Here is a 15,123-nt window from a genome sequence, read left to right as displayed (position 1 = left end):
GTGCAGCGCGCACCTTCATCCGGCAGTTCGAGGTCGATCAGGTAGTCGGCGACCGCTCCGTCGACACAGGCGTTGGCGGAGATGATCGTCCCGTGTTGGTTGCCGTCGACCGTGAGCAACCGCGCACCGAGGGTGTCGGCCAGGCTGATGCCGCCCTCGTGAGGCGTCACGGGGTCCCCGGTGGCCGAGATCACGAGCACTTCGGGAAGCCCATCGATGTCGGTGGCATAGGGGTATCCGAGTGTTGGCTCGGCCGGCCAGAACTCGCACCCGTCCTGCGCAGGGGGAGTGGATCCGGGGTCGAGGAACGGCACTGCCTCGTTGAGATCGTGGCCGAGCTGGGTCATCTCTTCTTCGGTGAACCGTTGCTCGTCGAGGCAGTTGATGGCGAAGAGCGCCTCGAACGAATTGGTGTACTCGCCACTGTCGGACCGGCCGTAGTACCCGTCGCGAATCGCGAGGAGAGCGTCGGGTCGTCCGGCTTCGAGCTCCGTCAGCCCCGCGATGATGGCGGGCCAGCTGGCTTCGGAGTACAGGCCGGAGACAATGCCTTCACCAGCGGCGAGGAAGCCGACCTCTCGTCCGTCGGCGGCCACCAGCGGCTCCTCCTCGAGAGGTTGGAGGAGCTCTTGCGCTGCGGCGGTCGCCTGCGCCGGGTCGGTTCCGAGCGGGCACGCGGCCTGCGTCATGCAGAAGTCGGCGAATCGCTGGAACGAAGCCTGAACTCCTTCACTGAGCTGGATCCTGCGATCCGCGGTGTCCATGATCGGATCCACCGCGCCGTCGAGAACGAGCGCACGAACGTTCTCGGGGAACATCTCGGCGTACACCGAACCGAGTCGAGTGCCGTAGCTGACTCCTGCATAGGTGAGCTTGTCATCGCCGAGCACGGCGCGGAGCACATCCATATCGCGAGCGACATCCCGTGTCCCGAGGTGGGCGAGTACCTCTTCGTTTCCGGAGCCGTCGGCGCATTTGTCGACAATGGCGCGCGCGGATTCTTCGGTCCACGTGCCGAGAGCCGACAGGGGTGCGTCGGCATCGCGCTCCTCATCGGAGTAGCAGTCGATTGCCGGATTGCTCAGACCGACTCCACGCGGATCGAAGCCGACGATGTCGAAGCGTTCGGGGATGGGGCCTCCCGTCCACAGGGCATTCACCAGCGGGGCGAGCGTCGTCCCCGCCGCTCCGGGACCGCCTGGGTTCAGCAGGACAGAGCCGATCGGGTTGTCGCCGGTGGCGGAGATGCGGGACACGGCTATCTCGACGGTCTCACCGTCGAGATCCTCGTAATCCATCGGGACAGTGAGCATCGCGCACTCTGCCTTCTCTGCCGCCTCGACCACTTGGGGAACGGGCGGCTGGGAGTCCAGGACGCTGGCATCGCACGCCCCGAACGCGAGCTCCTGCTCCATGAACCGTTCGAGGCCAACCCTGTTCGCGCTGTCGTCGTCATTCGATGCTGCACCGGAGCATCCGGCGAGGAGGAGCAACGAGGCAGCCGCCGCCATCACCGGCTTCGGCCATCGCCGTCGCTCCTCGTCCTTCCGTCGGAAACCCGCCGGAGTTGTGTGGGGCATGGTGGTGTTCCTTTCGTGGGGTTCAGCTGGCGAATTCGTCGATCCAGCTCGATCGCATTCGCAGAGCTCGTTCGGTGCTGCCGATGACAGCGGCGAATCCGATGAGCAGGTTGACGTGGAGCGGCAGTCGGATGGGTGAGGTGAATGTTCCGATCGAGTCGGCGATGGGGGGAATGAGAGAGAGGGATGCGATGATCTGCGGCACCTCCACGCAGAGGCCGCCGCTGACGAGCAATATCGAGATCAGCCCGATGACGCGACTCGGACCGGGGTGCCGGTAGTGCAGCCGGGCGCGGCGTCCCTCTGCGGATGCGGGATCGGGGGAGAGCTGTTGTTCGGTGCCGTCCCTGCGCACGTAGTGGCAGCGACTGAGCCCGAATCCGGTGGCCGCGACCTCGATGTACCCACCGGGGACGGGAAAGCGGGCAGGCATCTTGGCATACGACTCGAGTGCGCCGTCGACGTAGAGGCGAGCGCGCACCTCACCGTCCTTCGCGTCGCCCATGTGCCGCACATCGACTGCGTAGACCGACTTCGTGCCGTCGGGTGCGGTGAGCGTGATCGACCGCAGCGATCTGCCGAACATCTGCCACCAGCGGTAGCGGCGGAGCGGCTCACCGGCTCCGGCGCGAATGCGGCGGTAGCGCCACTGTTTGATTCCCATCTGCGCGATCCTCGATCCCAATTAGTACAGCGTGATAGTAGACTTGAAGGTATCACGCTGTATTAGGGTTGGGGGGTGTCGGACAATGTAGAGACTCGCGAAAGCGAACCCAGCACCAGAGATCGGATTCTGATCGCAGCCGCGACAATGGTGTCCGAAGATCCGGGAACCCGGCTCAGCGTCCGAGCGGTCGCCGCACGAGCAGGTGTCAGCACCGGATCACTGCGTCATTTCTTCCCCACACAGCGAGCGTTGATGGACGAAGTCGCCGCGGGAATCACCGGGCTTGTGGCGAACAAAAATGACATCGAAGACACCACTGTGCCTGCCGAGGGGCGACTGTTGGCGTGTATGCAGCAGGTGTTGTCGGCCACCGGAACCGGTGAGCAAGCCCGAGATACATGGCGGCGGACGTTCGGCACCTACCTCAGCTCGGAGCTCAACGCTGATGCCATCGACACGTACAACGCTCTCAGTGCGGCCGGACTCCGGCACATCGAACACTGGCTGGACGTTCTCGAAGAAGAAGGTGCCCTGCCGCCGGGCGACAACGCCCAGCGCGCTGCCTATCTCAACGTGGTACTCGACGGCCTGTCCGTAGCGCGAGCCCTCCCGGCCGACGCTGCTCGAATCCGCTCGGAAACGGACGTTCTGCAACACGCCATTTCGCTGCTTTTCCGCACCGCTGCACCCATGCCGGCGGGCGGCTCGGACTGACGTCGACAATGAGCTCGAGTTCGATTGCCCGGTGTCACATCCTGTCGAATCGCATCGACATCCACGTCGTCCAGCCGTCGCCGTCGAATTGTTCCCATCGAGTTGTCATGTGGCGGGTCCCGGCTCGGAAGTGGAACCAGCTGCGAATACCGCTGCCCTCCAGGAGGAGAAGGTCGTTGTCGTGCAACGACAGTCGCATGAGCCCGGGCTCGGAGGCGTCGTCGAATGCGTACATGCGCCAGCCCCCGTCGGGGTGTGCACCGCCGATCAGTTCGTGGGCAAGGGTGCGGTGGCCACCGATCGTGACGTCGACGTCGTGGGCAATCCACGCTCCGCCCGGCAGTGCGGTGTAGGAATCCGTTCCCTCGATCTCACTTTCGAGATTCCCGTGTCTGTCCACGACGGTGCCCGATGTCCGCCACTGGCCCAGAATGGGATCCAAGGTGGCCAGTGAAACGCTCACTTGGCGGTGCAGATCGCTGCGTCCAATGCCGCCAGCGAATCGTCGAGGAAGCTCATCGGAACCGCCGGCATCCCGCCGATCTCCTCTCGCACTGCTGCGGGTGTGTCGCTCCAATCGTAGGTAAGGGTCACCCGAGTTCCGTTGTCGTGAGATGCCAGGTCGTAGCGCCACCACCATCCGCCTGCGTCGAGTTCGCCGTCGCTTCTCTGCGAACACGGCAGCCACGCGATGATGCGGTCGCGCTCGAACGCTGTGACGAGGTTGTGCATCACGTAGTGTCCACCCGCCGCGTCGAGAAACATGTTGACCGCGAACGTATGGCCCGGACCGGTGATCGGGGACGTGTCGACAGCGTCGCGGACCCAGTCGGTCGGTTCGGTGTGCTGGTGATTGTCGGGGTCGGTCAGGAACGAGAAGATTTCCGACGCCGCCGCGTCGATGGTGCGGGTACTTATGAATCGCTCGATCGTGGGCTTTGTGTCGGTCAGTGATTGGGACAGGATCACGTTGTTGCCGGCAGGGTCGGTGAGTGCCGCCAGCTTGAACTGCCCCGAGGGCACTGTGAATGCCTCGGCGTCGATGCCGCGGGAGCCGATGTCCAGCAGTGTGTCATCGAGGTCCCGGACTCCGAGGACGACATCGTGCCCGCCTGCCCGCGCGGGGTCGTGGTAGATCTGTACTCCGCGCCCGTCGCCGAGGTCCCATTCGGCGTCGGGATCCATCGGTCGTCGGTCGAAGGTACGGCCGAACAGCTTGGTGTACCAGTCGATCGCGGTCTCGTGATCGTCGACGAACAACACTGGCAGAGTATGAATTATCTGCATACCAAATCCTTCGCATCGGTGGATGGAGAACCTTGCTACGGGTTCTGACCGAACGAAGTCCGAAAACTCATCGCGCAGGTCGAAAGAGAAGTGGATGGACGCGGTGATATTTTCCGATGATGCGCACTTTGGTTGTCACGCAGAACATCACGGTCGACGGCGTGATCGAGGCGACCGACGACTGGTTCGACCGAGCAGGGCACGACCCCGAACTCGACGCGGCGCTGGCCGCGCAACGCGATACGTCGGACGGCTTCTTGGTGGGGCGGGTGACATTCGAGGGCATGCGTGACTTCTGGGGGCCGAAAACCGATGACACGACGGGAGTGACCCATCATCTGAATCGCGTCGCGAAGTACGTCGTGTCCTCGACCATGAAGGACCCCGGATGGACGAATTCGACTGTGCTGTCAGGAGATCTGATCGAGGAGGTCACACGGGTCAAGGCGTTGGACGGCGGCGACATCGTCTGCACGGGGAGCATTGGATTGTGTCGGGATCTGATCGCGGCCGACCTCGTCGACGAGTACAGGTTCTTCCAGTATCCGTACGCGCGCGGACACGGCGAACGACTCTTCGACGGCACCCCGTCGCAGAAACTGCGCCTGCTGGAGTGCCGAGCGTTTCGGTCCGGATCGTCCTTGATGCGTTACGCGGTCGACCGGTGACGGGTGGTCGAACGCGACTCCGTCGACGAGCCTGTTGCTCGGGCTAGGTGTGCGGGACAGGGCGGTACACCAACTCCTGAATGCCACCGTCGAAGGTTCGACTGTCGATCATGTCCAAGTCGAAGTCCGGGCCGTCGCGATAGATCGGATGGGTTCCGTTGGTGCCGGTGATGACGGGGAAGATCGTCAGCTGCAGACGATCGACCAGGCCTGCTGCCATCAGTGCTCGATTCAGCGAAATGCTGCCGTGCGATCGCAGCGGCAACGTCGACTCGGTCTTCAACCGAGAGACGACGTCGGTCGCGGACCCGGTAGCGATGACGGTGGACGTGCGGTCGGTCTGCAGAGTGGACGATATGACGGACGTCGGCATCGCCATCATGCGATCTACCCAGACATCTCCGGCCTTGTCGATCTCTGGATCCGACCCGAGTGACCGGCGAAAATCGAGAAACAGCCGGTAGGTGTTGGCTCCCAACACCATTCGCTGGGGCTCGGCGAATTGCGTGCGGCGATGAGTGAGCCAAGCGTCGCTCTCCTTACCCCAGTAGCCACCCCACGTGCCTGGTCGTGGAGAAGCGAATCCGTCGAGCGTCGAGAAAATATCTGCCGTGTAACCGACCATCACGCACCTCTTCGTCGTAGCGAACCTTCTTTCGATGTACCGACCACATCGGCAGGAGAATGTCATCGCACAGAAAGATTCCACCGACGACACAACGCTGGTGGCATCCGAACCTGCGCACACTCGTCGTGTCCGTCCTGACGTCTCTCGATGGCAAATGCCAAGGCGTCGATCAAGATTTGTCCAGCATGCCGTTCGAGGACGCGTTCAACGACCACAATCTCGAGCTGTTGCGCCGGGCCGGCACCCTCGTCTACGGCAGTCGGTGGTTCAGCGAGAACTGGCACAGCTGGAGCGCTGTGGCCGCAGACGACACGGCGAACGATCGCGACCACGAGATCGCCCGAATCGTCACCTCGACCGATTCGTTCGTCATCGGTGACTCCCTCGTGGTCACACCCGATGCTCCATGGCGTCGCATTCCGGAGTCTGCATCTAACATCTGACATAGGTGTCAGAATTTGAAAGGTCCTGCTAAATTAGCGTCATGGACCACACGTTCCTCCAATCGGCACGACGGGCTCAACTGGTCGATGCTGCGATCGATGTTCTGGCCGACCTGGGTGCCGAACAGGCATCCCTGGTCCGGATAGCCGAATGCGCGGGTGTCAGCCGAGGGGTGGTGAACTACCACTTTCCCGGGGGACGTCGCGAGTTGTTCGAGGCAGCTGTGGACGCCGTTTACGACCTCGGCCGCCGGGAAGTGCAGCCGGACACGCTGTCGGCGCAGTCGCCCCGCGACAGCGTGGCGTCGTTCGTTCGGGGGAGCATTGCGTTTTACGCCCACTACCCGCGTCACCTCCGGGCCCTCACCGCGATCTACACCAGCCGCACCGGGGACAGCCTGCGGCGGGAGGAGCGTCCTGAGCATGCAGCCGAAATGATGGCGACCGCCGGCCTGCTCCGGGACGGTCAGGTCGCCGGCCAGATGCGCGAGTTCGACGTGACACTCATGGCGCTGACCATCCGCGCCATCTTGGACACCGCGGTCGGGTTGACCGCAGCGGGAGCCGACCCGGTTGTGCTTGCCGACGAGCTGGTCAGCACCATCGACGCAGCCACGCGGGTGATGTCATGAGGCGTGTACTGGCGATCGTCGCGGCGACGGTTCTGGTCGCCACTGGCTGTTCGTCGGTGGACAATGACGCGGCGACCGGATCGGATCTGGTGGTGGACACCACGACGGGAACTCTGCAGGGGGTCGCCGTGGGCGAGACACACCAGTTCCTCGGCGTTCGGTACGCGCAGCCGCCGACCGGTGACCGCCGGTGGACCCGTCCCGAACCGGTTCCCGATACCGATGACGTCCTCGATGCCACCCGCGCGGGGTCACCGTGTCCACAAACGGGAGAGACTGCGCAGGCCGTCTCGTCGACAGACGAGGATTGCCTGTTCCTGAACGTCACCGTGCCCGCCCGAGCGAGCGAGACACCGCGCCCGGTGATGGTGTGGTGGCACGGCGGCGGTTTCACCAGTGGAGCCGGCTCGCAGTACGACGCTCAGCGGCTCGCCGATCAGGGTGACGTCGTCGTGGTGACCGCGAACTACCGGCTCGGGATGCTCGGTTACCTGGGACTGCCCGGACTCGACGGGTCCGGAAACTTCGGTCTCGCAGACCAATTGGCTGCTCTGCGTTGGGCCAACGACAACGCCGAGGTGTTCGGCGGCGACCCCGACTCGATTACTGTGTTCGGTGAATCGGCCGGTGGAACGTCCGTCTGCGCCGCGCTGACATCACCGGCTGCGGTAGGCCTCGTCGACAGGGCCATTTTCTCCTCCGGCTCGTGCAGCCTCGCGTGGCCCGCCGGCACGCTGTTCCCCGGTCTGCCTGCGTCGTCGTCTCTGATTTCGTTGTCCGACAGCGAAGCTCAGGGTTCGGTGGCTGCTGCTGCGCTGGGGTGTACCGACCCCGACCCGCTGGGGTGCTTACGCGCACGACCCGTCGATGCCCTACTGGGGCAAGCCGTGTTGTTCGGTAACCCGATCGCGTACGGGACCGAACTGCTTCCGCAGCAACCGTCGACAGCAGTCCAGCAGGGGAATTGGCTGAAGGTTCCTGTCCTGTCCGGCGGCAATCGCGACGAACATCGCTCGTTCATCGGCGGACTCTTGCTCACCGACCCGACCGCGGTGACCGCGGAGAATTACGAGTCGTTGATTCGAAGCTCCTTCCCGGCCGACGTGGGAGCGGTGAGCGCGACGTATCCGCTTGATGACTACGAGTCGGCTCCCGTTGCGTGGGCCACTGTGGTGACCGATGTGGCGTGGGCCTGCACGACATCTCGCGGTGCACGCGATCTCGCTGCGGCCGGAACACCGGTGTACAGCTACGAATTCGCAGATCGCAGCGCGCACGACGTGAGCGGCGTGGGGTCATCGGGTGTGCCCCAGGGGGCGGCGCACGCCACCGACCTGCCGTACCTGTTCGATCTCGGCAGCGAAGATCTGCTCACCGAACCCGGACAACGCGAGCTCGGTGACGACATGGTGGTCGCGTGGGCCGCGTTCGCCCACACCGGTACTCCCGGTGGGGCCGACGATGCCGAATGGCCTGTCACCACCGGTATCGAAACCCCGGTCATGCAGTTCGACAATCCGGTCACCGGGTCAGGCGTGCACCTCGTCGATCATCGCGCGGAGCACCACTGCGGACTCTGGGACGCGATCACCCCAGAGTGACGCACGAGCCGTACATCGTTCGGCGTCATCGAATCAACGGTCAGCCGCCCTAAACACGAACCTCGTCGGCTCGACCTGGTCTCGGGTCGGAAATGCGTAAGCGCGGGTGGGACGCAGCTCCCAGGCTTGGAAGGGTGGCCCACCGGACGTCGGTGCCGCGTACGGTGCGTCGAGTTCGTCGCCTCGAACCTCGGTGGGCCAATCGAAGACGTCGAACATGGCTGCGGAGGCTCGGTGCATGTCGTCCGCCGTTGTGAGGCGTTCGGCAACACCGTCGACGACGAGATGCACCTCGCCGAGGTCGATGGCCAACGAAACCTCGTTGTCGTTCTGCAGGTGGGCAGTTTTCGACGCCGATGCTTTGGTGGCGAAGAAGAACGACGTCTCGCCCCACGCCGCGAATACCGGCCGGGTGTGGACACCGCCTCGACGACCACGGACGTTGAGCCAACTCGTCATCTCTCCGGATCGCAGTGTCGCTGCAATGTCCGACCAGACTGCGGCTCCGTCGCTTTCCTTTTCGCTGGCGGTGCCGCGGCCGGTGCGGGCAATGATCTTCGTTTCGATGTTGTCCATACTCGGTGAGACCTCGGGTGGGCGCCGAACTCATCGCAGCCATCGTGACTCGGGCAGGTAGCGGCCAGTTCGTCGGCTGCTCCACCACCCCATCGACAGCAATTCGGGGCCAGACCGTTCAGGAATCGAAATCTCGTTGTTTGCCGAGGAAAGCCTAAAGACCTGTCCAGATCGTCTCCATATCGAGGATCCTGTTGCGACGCAAAGTCAGGACGCGCTCGGTCGCTGCAAGTATTCCGGCGACCATCAGCGACGTGTTGGCCCATGCGGGTAGTTGAATCGGTGAGACGAACGTGCCGAGGTTTCGCTGAATTGCAGGTAGTTCTGTCGCCAGTTCGATCGCAAAGGGTATGGCGAGCACGAGATTGGCGATGAGGATTGCAATTGCTGCCCACCTCATGGCTCTGCTGATCGTAGGGTGGCGACGATCGAGTGCGCGGCGACGGTCCTCGATCGTTCCGGCGACGGGAGTCAACCGCCGCGCGGCACCGTCTGCCGTCACGAGGTGCATTCGAGTGACGCCGTACAACGAGGCGTTTGCTTCGATGTGCCCGCCGAGGACGGGGATCGAGGCCGGCAGTTCGTGCTTCGACTGGAACCATCCATCGGCGTACACCTGTACTTCGTTGTCGCCGTTGGCTGTATCGATTTCGAGGGTGTATCGAATCGCGTTTCCTTCAGGGCCGGTGTGATCGACGGTGTACAGGTGTCGATGCAGTACCTGCCACTGTCGGAACGGTTTCATGCGTTTCGGCGGGGCGGGTGGCGTGGTCATGTATTCGAGGGTGCTCTCCGCGTGGGGGTCGACACCAGTGCGCATGGACACGGTCTGCGATGACAGCGTCACGGGTCGCGCATGACAAATATCATGTGCGAGGGTGACGTCCACAGGGTGACAGTGCACCTGACAGGTGGTGCCACACTGTTGATTCGACGGCGTGGTCCGTGTGGCGATCACCGCCGCCGTCGACCACACCGATGGCGAACCGTGCCCGCATGGGGAAGGACTGCCGGTTTCACTGCCCTCAGCTGCCGTCCAGCTTCAATTCTCCAATCGGGTTTTAAGGTCCTGCGCGTCGCGTCTACCTGCGCACCAGGTTCGCCCACCCGGTGGTTCTCACGCGATCGGTGCCCAACAATTTCGTTTATTCGTCCGTCGACCCCGACCGCCGTAATGGACGGCCCATCATCCCACCCCCTTGGTACGGAACAATTCGTCTGCGGATCGCGGACGCCTGGTTCGTCACGTGGTCGCACTTTCCTACTGACTCCGGGGGCATGTGGCTTCGGTCGAACGAGTCTCGTCGTCACGAGTCCGCACAGCACGTCGGTGTTACAGGACACCCTCCGTCCACCCGGCACCGTGGCTGTCCGACACCGATCAGGGCTGTCCGGTGCCGGAGCGCCGGCGGTAGTTCGGTGTCACGAGAGTGTCACAAGTCGGTACGTTCGGACGTGGACCGAGCCGGACCGTAACGTACGAAAAATATTGTAAAGAAACAGAAATCGAGTCCAGAGACGTTCAGTTGAATCTATTTCCAGGGACTTGAAATCCGCACAGTGTCGGTTCTGGTCCGACTGGTGGCACCATATTTCTTAAGGGGCGGCGAGTCAACCCGAACCGTTGACCGCGAATTGCGCTGCGGTCCAACGCAACACGAACGGAAGCCCAGTCATGGCACCGATGAAGTGGTCGCCTGCCACGGGCTCGTAGTGCACGTTTGCACCCTTGCTGCGCCACTGCTCGATCAGCGCAGTCACGCCGGCCTCGGGGATGAAGCGATCGCCGATCCACTTGCTCGCGGAACCGTGGAAGAACGCCACCGGCGCCGACGGCGCGTCGGCACCGGGACGGTTCGCGGCAATCACCCGCCGCGCGATGTCGGAGTCGAACGGGTCGGGCTCGGACGCCAAGTCCTCGATTCGCATGCGTATCAACCCGCCCATGGCCAGGGGGAGGACAGACATGTCCCTCACCCAGGACGCCAACAGCAGCGCCTTCGGGCCGAACAACTCCACCATCTCGGGGTGCTCACGCGCGAGACCCATGCTCGCCGCACCCAGCAAGCCGGCCGCGACGGTGCCGTTCATGGTGTCCAGCAGCATCGAGAAGTCGGTGGGCGTTCCACCGGCGACGGCACCCACCAACCGCACGTCCGGCGCGTACCTCGGCTGCAGTTGCGCCGTCCATGTGGTGGCGATCGCGCCGCCGCTGTAGCCGTAGGCCACCACTGGGCTGTCGGCGAGCTCCGGGGCGACGACCGTCATCCCGCGTAGCGAGTCCAGGACGGCTTGGCCGGCCATCGTGCCTTCGGAGTACGACATCCGCGGGCCCTGGTGATCGGCGACGAGGACTGCGTATCCGCGGGCGAGCCAGAGCGGCATCACCGGCGGGAGGTCGGCACCGACACCGTGGACGAGCCGGTACGACGGCGTGCTCTTGGCTCCGAGGGAATCGATGGCCACGTTGTGGGCGACGACGGGCCGCGGTCCGCGTCCGGTCCACGGCCGCTTCGGGATCAGCAGCGAGGCGGTGACGCCGGCGGGGAGACCCCGCGCGTCGGTCGATCGCACCATGAACTGATGCAGGGCGGTTCGCGGCCGGGGCACCAGACCGCGGGTCGTGCGCTGCCGGATCACTGCGCCGGGTGCGAGGTCCTCGATGCCGGGAGGGGTGAGGAAGAAGGCATCGTTGTCGATCGGGGTCGGAAGGATGGCGGCATGGGGGTCGTCCGGAGGTTTCAGGGGTAGTTGTCGAGTCAATACGCGATCGAGCACACCGAACAGAGTCATGATCCCCCGACATTCTTCCCGAGCCGTACCGATCCCCGCGGTCACCATACAGTGCAAGGCGGCCGGTGATCGCAAAAATGGAGACCTCCTCGCGGACCACCCCCACTGTGGTTGAACCAAAAAGCTTTTCGACAAATTCGTCATTCCCGCCCTGCGGAGTCCACCCCTCGGCGCATCACCCCGAGAACGGGCAGCTCAGGCCATTCGAGGAACGACTGTGTCGGGACTCTGCTCGACGAGGGTATCGAATTGACCGCCCCTCGATGCAGCAGCGGACTCCCTACTTGTTCGTCGGTCCGTGCTCGTCGTTATTGCCTGCGGCGAAATGTACGAAGTCCGGTCAGGATTGCGGCGGCAGCAAGCAAACAAGTAGCCACCCATGACCAGACCGAAGACTCACCGTCCTGAGTTCGAACCACCGAAACAACGGACCACAGCAACGCCAGCGCCGACCAGAAGAAGACCCACCTCTTCCCGCTCGGAAAATTCATCGTCAACTCCTCGCATTCCAAAGGGAGCCCGTGTATCGAGTGCTCAAGGAAACACGGTGCGTAGGTACACGCTACCGTTCATGGGCCAACCCCAGTTGGCGCGGACGATCGGTGATTGCGTTCAGTATCGACCGCGGGACCAATGCCACGACGAGCATGCAAATATTGTTCTACAGCAACAATTTTCACAGCCTGTGGGCGTCGTTCGAAGCAATCCCAGTTTTGCAGCAAGGAGACGTCGTTCGTAGATCGACTGGTTTCCCAAGCGCCGGATCGGATGTCGCAAGGATCGCGGTTCGGGTCGAAGCAGATCGACCTGAGTCGAAGCTCAACGTAGCAAGTTCAGGCGCTTCTCGTTGACGGCTACAACGCCGCCGCCAGTGGCAAGCAGTGCAACCCTCTCGGACCGTCCACCGGTATTGCCGAGCAAATCCTCGATCGCGATTGTTTCGCGGCGAGCGCCGGTTTCGGGCTCGATCACGAGGATCTCCCGAGAATCGGCGACATAGGCCAGGCCCTCGCGCACAGCGGTAGGCATGAAGGGTAGTGATTCGACGTCGGGACCCCACGTTGGCTCCCCGGTGAACAGGTTGCGTGTGAGTGGACCGACACCCAGGACAACGTCACCGACGATCGCGATGTCACCCCCGGTGCTGGCGTCGTCCGAAGTCCACAGTTTCTGCCCCATCGTAGGGTCGAACGCGCTGCTGCCCAACACAACCGGATCGTCGGGGTCGTTCGCTGCGTCTACCGTCGTGCGCTGGTAGATCTCTTCGTCGGTGGTCGCGACAACTCGTCCGGTGGAATCGACCAGGTCGGTGCGAAACTCGAACAGGTCAGAGCATCGGCGGCCGGCGAGAACATAGATCTGATCGCCTCGATCGAACTGGTCGCGCGCGCAGTCGGGGGAGGAGATGTTGTCGGTGATGTCACCGGATCTGGCGTCGAACAGCGCTGTGCCCGAGGAGAACCGGGCCACTCCCGCATTTCCTGCGAACGCGAGGATTTCTCGTGAGTTGTACGGGTCGACCCAGGTGTCGTCGAGGGTGAGGGACCACGACGCGTCGGGGTCGTCGATCGTTCCTCGATGGATCCGGACGGTGTACCCGTCCTTCTCGCCCTCGACCACATAGAGGTCTTCGCCGTCGGTGCCGACTGAGAATATGTTCCAGTCGGTGTCGTATCGGGTGGCGGTTCCGGTCGCACTGTCGATCGTCACGATCTGATCGGTGCTCCGGCACAGCAACAGGGTGTCGAGGACGTGGGACGAGCAACTTTCGATCCCGTCAGAGGGTGTCTTCCACCGCACCTGACCGGTTGCCGCATCGAACCCGATCAGTTGGGACTGCTCGAACTCGTCCGTCTCCTGATTTATCAACCCTGCCCTGGCGACAAGAATGTCGTCGGCGTCGATGACACCGCCCTCGACCTCGCCGAATCGTCCACCCACGGGATCATCGAAGGTGGCGAACGGATTGCCGAGCACGTCGGTGGCGTCGAGCGTCCACGCAGCGCCGGGCGACGTCGGAGTCTGTGCTGCAAGGGGTTCGGCGTCTTGTGGGGCCGTTGCCACCAGCGCGACGGCTGCGCCGACGCTTGCGAAAGCCACCGCAGCAGTGACGGCGAGCCTTCGGTACGGGTTCACAGCACATCCAATCCGTCGGCGGTGGCAATGGTGCGCAATGTGTTTGCGCTCAGTGGTTCGTCCGGACGCTCGACGTGCGATCGGACTTCGACCTCGGTTCCCGACGGGTAGGTGACGGTCACGGTATGGCGCATCCCGCCGTTCGGTCCCTCGGGCAGTGCAGGCGAGTACGAGTAGGGTGCCTCTTCGATCCGCAGCACCGCGCCGCCGTCGAGCGTCTCGAAGTCGGTCGGCCGATTCTGGTAGGCGGGGTCGTAGATGTCCGGCATCACGGGGAGTTCCTGTCCGCCTCGTATGGATATGGACAGGTCGGCGCCGGTGCCGACGGCATCGACGTGCGTACACACCACGCCGGTCTCGAAGTCGGCGAGCCTGAGCGTGTTCAATCCGGGATCGAACCGCTCACCTGCATCGACGTGCTCCAACGTGGTGTTCATGGTGGTGGCAAGTTCGGCGTCGATCGCTGTGTCGCCGGAGAAGAGGCCGAAGGAGTCGTCGCATCCTTCGCGGGGTTCGGGTGTGTCGGCGGGGACAGGTGCCGATATCCGCAGCTCCGGCAGTGTCACAAGAACTTTCAGCTCATCTATGGTGAGAACGATGTCGCGGTCCCCGGTGTTGGTCGACTGAAATCCCTGAGCGTCCGATGCGGTTGCGGTGACGTGCGTGCCGTCGGGTGCATACGCGGTGACCGTGCGGTAATTGGTTCTCGTACCGCCGAATTCGGACCACGATTCGTTGGTGTCGACCACGGTGCCGTCCGCCGATGTCGTGCGATCCTGTACTGACCCGGCCCTGCACGGTGGCACACCCGTGTTGTCCTGCGCCACGGATACTGCCAGCAGGCCGAGTGTGTTGCCGCGTCCGAGCTCGGCCGATGCCGTTGCCCAACCGGGTTCCTGAGGCTGGCCTGGTTCGCTGGAGGTTTGGGGGATCGGCTGAAACACCAATGACTCGCGCAGGCTTGCGAACAGAACCTCGACACCATCCGGAAGGGCTTCGGCGACGGCGTCGGTCATCATCACCGACCTGGGTCCCGAGTACCACGAGGCCTGAGGGTTGTCGTATGCATCCTCGCTGGTGGTGATCCGTCCCCACACCGATGACGTCCCGTCCGGAGGTTCGACGACCTCGCATCCGGAGATAGCCGTCGGGAATATCACCTCGGGCGTTCTGTAGGTGGTGTCGACGGGTTCGGAAGGGCCGGGAGTGATGGAGTGCGTTGTGGTCGTGGCTACTGACTCGGCGCGGTTATCGGGCTGCTCTGGTGGTGCGCCTCGCTCGACGAGGGCTGCAACGCACACCCCGATGGCGACGATGGACACGATCGTGAGCGCATCGGCCCACATCCCGGCACGCTGAGGACCAAGTCTGCTCACCGCGTCAAGATACCTGTCATGT

Annotated in this window: 15 protein-coding genes; 5 read left to right on the top strand and 10 right to left on the bottom strand. The window is 63.6% G+C overall.

Features of this window, described 5'->3' with window-relative positions; translation table 11 throughout:
* Together CH256_RS03235 and CH256_RS03230 are read right to left on the bottom strand one after the other, a co-directional pair.
* Nucleotides 1-1,580 (bottom strand): alpha/beta hydrolase (locus tag CH256_RS03235; protein WP_256989345.1); only part of this gene is annotated, 1,580 nt, incomplete at its 3' end.
* Nucleotides 1,581-1,602: 22 nt separating this feature from the next.
* Nucleotides 1,603-2,244: a hypothetical protein gene (locus CH256_RS03230; protein ID WP_094668858.1), complete on the bottom strand. Its 642-nt coding sequence runs from the start codon at nucleotides 2,242-2,244 to the stop codon at nucleotides 1,603-1,605.
* Between the two features lie 75 nt (nucleotides 2,245-2,319).
* Here CH256_RS03230 and CH256_RS03225 point away from each other — a divergent pair, with 75 nt between their 5' ends.
* Nucleotides 2,320-2,961: a TetR/AcrR family transcriptional regulator gene (locus CH256_RS03225; protein ID WP_218829120.1), complete on the top strand. Its 642-nt coding sequence runs from the start codon at nucleotides 2,320-2,322 to the stop codon at nucleotides 2,959-2,961.
* A gap of 34 nt (nucleotides 2,962-2,995) precedes the next feature.
* On the opposite strand, the gene CH256_RS03220 is transcribed toward CH256_RS03225, so the two are convergent.
* Together CH256_RS03220 and CH256_RS28845 are read right to left on the bottom strand one after the other, a co-directional pair.
* On the bottom strand, nucleotides 2,996-3,424 hold the full coding sequence (locus tag CH256_RS03220) for a hypothetical protein (protein WP_094668856.1): 429 nt from the start codon (nucleotides 3,422-3,424) through the stop codon (nucleotides 2,996-2,998).
* Nucleotides 3,421-4,248 (bottom strand): VOC family protein, encoded by an 828-nt coding sequence (locus CH256_RS28845; RefSeq protein WP_306438698.1) that lies wholly within the window; start codon nucleotides 4,246-4,248, stop codon nucleotides 3,421-3,423. The genes CH256_RS03220 and CH256_RS28845 overlap by 4 nt, the downstream gene beginning before the upstream one ends.
* Before the next feature lie 119 nt (nucleotides 4,249-4,367).
* Here CH256_RS28845 and CH256_RS03210 point away from each other — a divergent pair, with 119 nt between their 5' ends.
* Nucleotides 4,368-4,916: a dihydrofolate reductase family protein gene (locus CH256_RS03210; RefSeq protein ID WP_094668863.1), complete on the top strand. Its 549-nt coding sequence runs from the start codon at nucleotides 4,368-4,370 to the stop codon at nucleotides 4,914-4,916.
* Between the two features lie 43 nt (nucleotides 4,917-4,959).
* On the opposite strand, the gene CH256_RS03205 is transcribed toward CH256_RS03210, so the two are convergent.
* Entirely contained in the window at nucleotides 4,960-5,541 is a 582-nt protein-coding gene (locus tag CH256_RS03205) for a dihydrofolate reductase family protein (RefSeq protein ID WP_068046557.1), read from the bottom strand.
* Between the two features lie 59 nt (nucleotides 5,542-5,600).
* Between CH256_RS03205 and CH256_RS03200 the strand changes: the two genes are divergently transcribed.
* Genes CH256_RS03200 through CH256_RS03190 form a run of 3 tightly spaced genes read left to right on the top strand, consistent with a single transcriptional unit; the run spans nucleotide 5,601 to nucleotide 8,220 of the window.
* The gene (locus CH256_RS03200) at nucleotides 5,601-5,987 is read left to right on the top strand and encodes a hypothetical protein (RefSeq protein WP_094668854.1); all 387 of its coding nucleotides are present in this window, start codon (nucleotides 5,601-5,603) and stop codon (nucleotides 5,985-5,987) included.
* Between the two features lie 41 nt (nucleotides 5,988-6,028).
* On the top strand, nucleotides 6,029-6,619 hold the full coding sequence (locus CH256_RS03195; RefSeq protein ID WP_068046563.1) for a TetR/AcrR family transcriptional regulator: 591 nt from the start codon (nucleotides 6,029-6,031) through the stop codon (nucleotides 6,617-6,619).
* On the top strand, nucleotides 6,616-8,220 hold the full coding sequence (locus tag CH256_RS03190) for a carboxylesterase/lipase family protein (protein ID WP_094668853.1): 1,605 nt from the start codon (nucleotides 6,616-6,618) through the stop codon (nucleotides 8,218-8,220). The genes CH256_RS03195 and CH256_RS03190 overlap by 4 nt, the downstream gene beginning before the upstream one ends.
* Nucleotides 8,221-8,253: 33 nt before the next feature.
* On the opposite strand, the gene CH256_RS03185 is transcribed toward CH256_RS03190, so the two are convergent.
* From CH256_RS03185 to CH256_RS03165, 5 genes are all read right to left on the bottom strand, one after another.
* Complete coding sequence (locus tag CH256_RS03185) at nucleotides 8,254-8,796, bottom strand: hypothetical protein (protein WP_068046569.1); 543 nt, start codon at nucleotides 8,794-8,796, stop codon at nucleotides 8,254-8,256.
* Between the two features lie 154 nt (nucleotides 8,797-8,950).
* Entirely contained in the window at nucleotides 8,951-9,571 is a 621-nt protein-coding gene (locus CH256_RS03180; protein ID WP_143536508.1) for a hypothetical protein, read from the bottom strand.
* Between the two features lie 836 nt (nucleotides 9,572-10,407).
* Entirely contained in the window at nucleotides 10,408-11,589 is a 1,182-nt protein-coding gene (locus CH256_RS03175) for a lipase family protein (protein ID WP_094668851.1), read from the bottom strand.
* 819 nt (nucleotides 11,590-12,408) lie between these two features.
* Entirely contained in the window at nucleotides 12,409-13,725 is a 1,317-nt protein-coding gene (locus tag CH256_RS03170) for a PQQ-binding-like beta-propeller repeat protein (RefSeq protein WP_256989344.1), read from the bottom strand.
* Complete coding sequence (locus CH256_RS03165; protein WP_094668850.1) at nucleotides 13,722-15,101, bottom strand: hypothetical protein; 1,380 nt, start codon at nucleotides 15,099-15,101, stop codon at nucleotides 13,722-13,724. Before CH256_RS03165 ends, CH256_RS03170 begins: the two co-directional genes overlap by 4 nt.
* Between the last annotated feature and the right edge of the window lie 22 nt (nucleotides 15,102-15,123).

It is taken from the genome of Rhodococcus sp. 05-2254-6 (genome assembly GCF_002258565.1).
Taxonomy (GTDB): Bacteria; Actinomycetota; Actinomycetes; order Mycobacteriales; family Mycobacteriaceae; genus Rhodococcoides.
The sequence above is the reverse complement of the archived record's forward strand: the minus strand, read 5'-3'. Positions and strand labels throughout refer to the sequence as shown.

Excerpts from the sequence above, each read along its gene's own strand:
- CH256_RS03230 (WP_094668858.1), bottom strand. The coding sequence starts at position 2,244 with ATGGGAATCAAACAGTGGCGCTACCGCCGCATTCGCGCCGGAGCCGGT.
- CH256_RS28845 (WP_306438698.1), bottom strand. The coding sequence starts at position 4,248 with ATGCAGATAATTCATACTCTGCCAGTGTTGTTCGTCGACGATCACGAG.
- CH256_RS03210 (WP_094668863.1), top strand. The coding sequence starts at position 4,368 with ATGCGCACTTTGGTTGTCACGCAGAACATCACGGTCGACGGCGTGATC.
- CH256_RS03205 (WP_068046557.1), bottom strand. The coding sequence starts at position 5,541 with ATGGTCGGTTACACGGCAGATATTTTCTCGACGCTCGACGGATTCGCT.
- CH256_RS03200 (WP_094668854.1), top strand. The coding sequence starts at position 5,601 with ATGTCATCGCACAGAAAGATTCCACCGACGACACAACGCTGGTGGCAT.
- CH256_RS03195 (WP_068046563.1), top strand. The coding sequence starts at position 6,029 with ATGGACCACACGTTCCTCCAATCGGCACGACGGGCTCAACTGGTCGAT.
- CH256_RS03190 (WP_094668853.1), top strand. The coding sequence starts at position 6,616 with ATGAGGCGTGTACTGGCGATCGTCGCGGCGACGGTTCTGGTCGCCACT.
- CH256_RS03185 (WP_068046569.1), bottom strand. The coding sequence starts at position 8,796 with ATGGACAACATCGAAACGAAGATCATTGCCCGCACCGGCCGCGGCACC.
- CH256_RS03180 (WP_143536508.1), bottom strand. The coding sequence starts at position 9,571 with ATGACCACGCCACCCGCCCCGCCGAAACGCATGAAACCGTTCCGACAG.
- CH256_RS03175 (WP_094668851.1), bottom strand. The coding sequence starts at position 11,589 with ATGACTCTGTTCGGTGTGCTCGATCGCGTATTGACTCGACAACTACCC.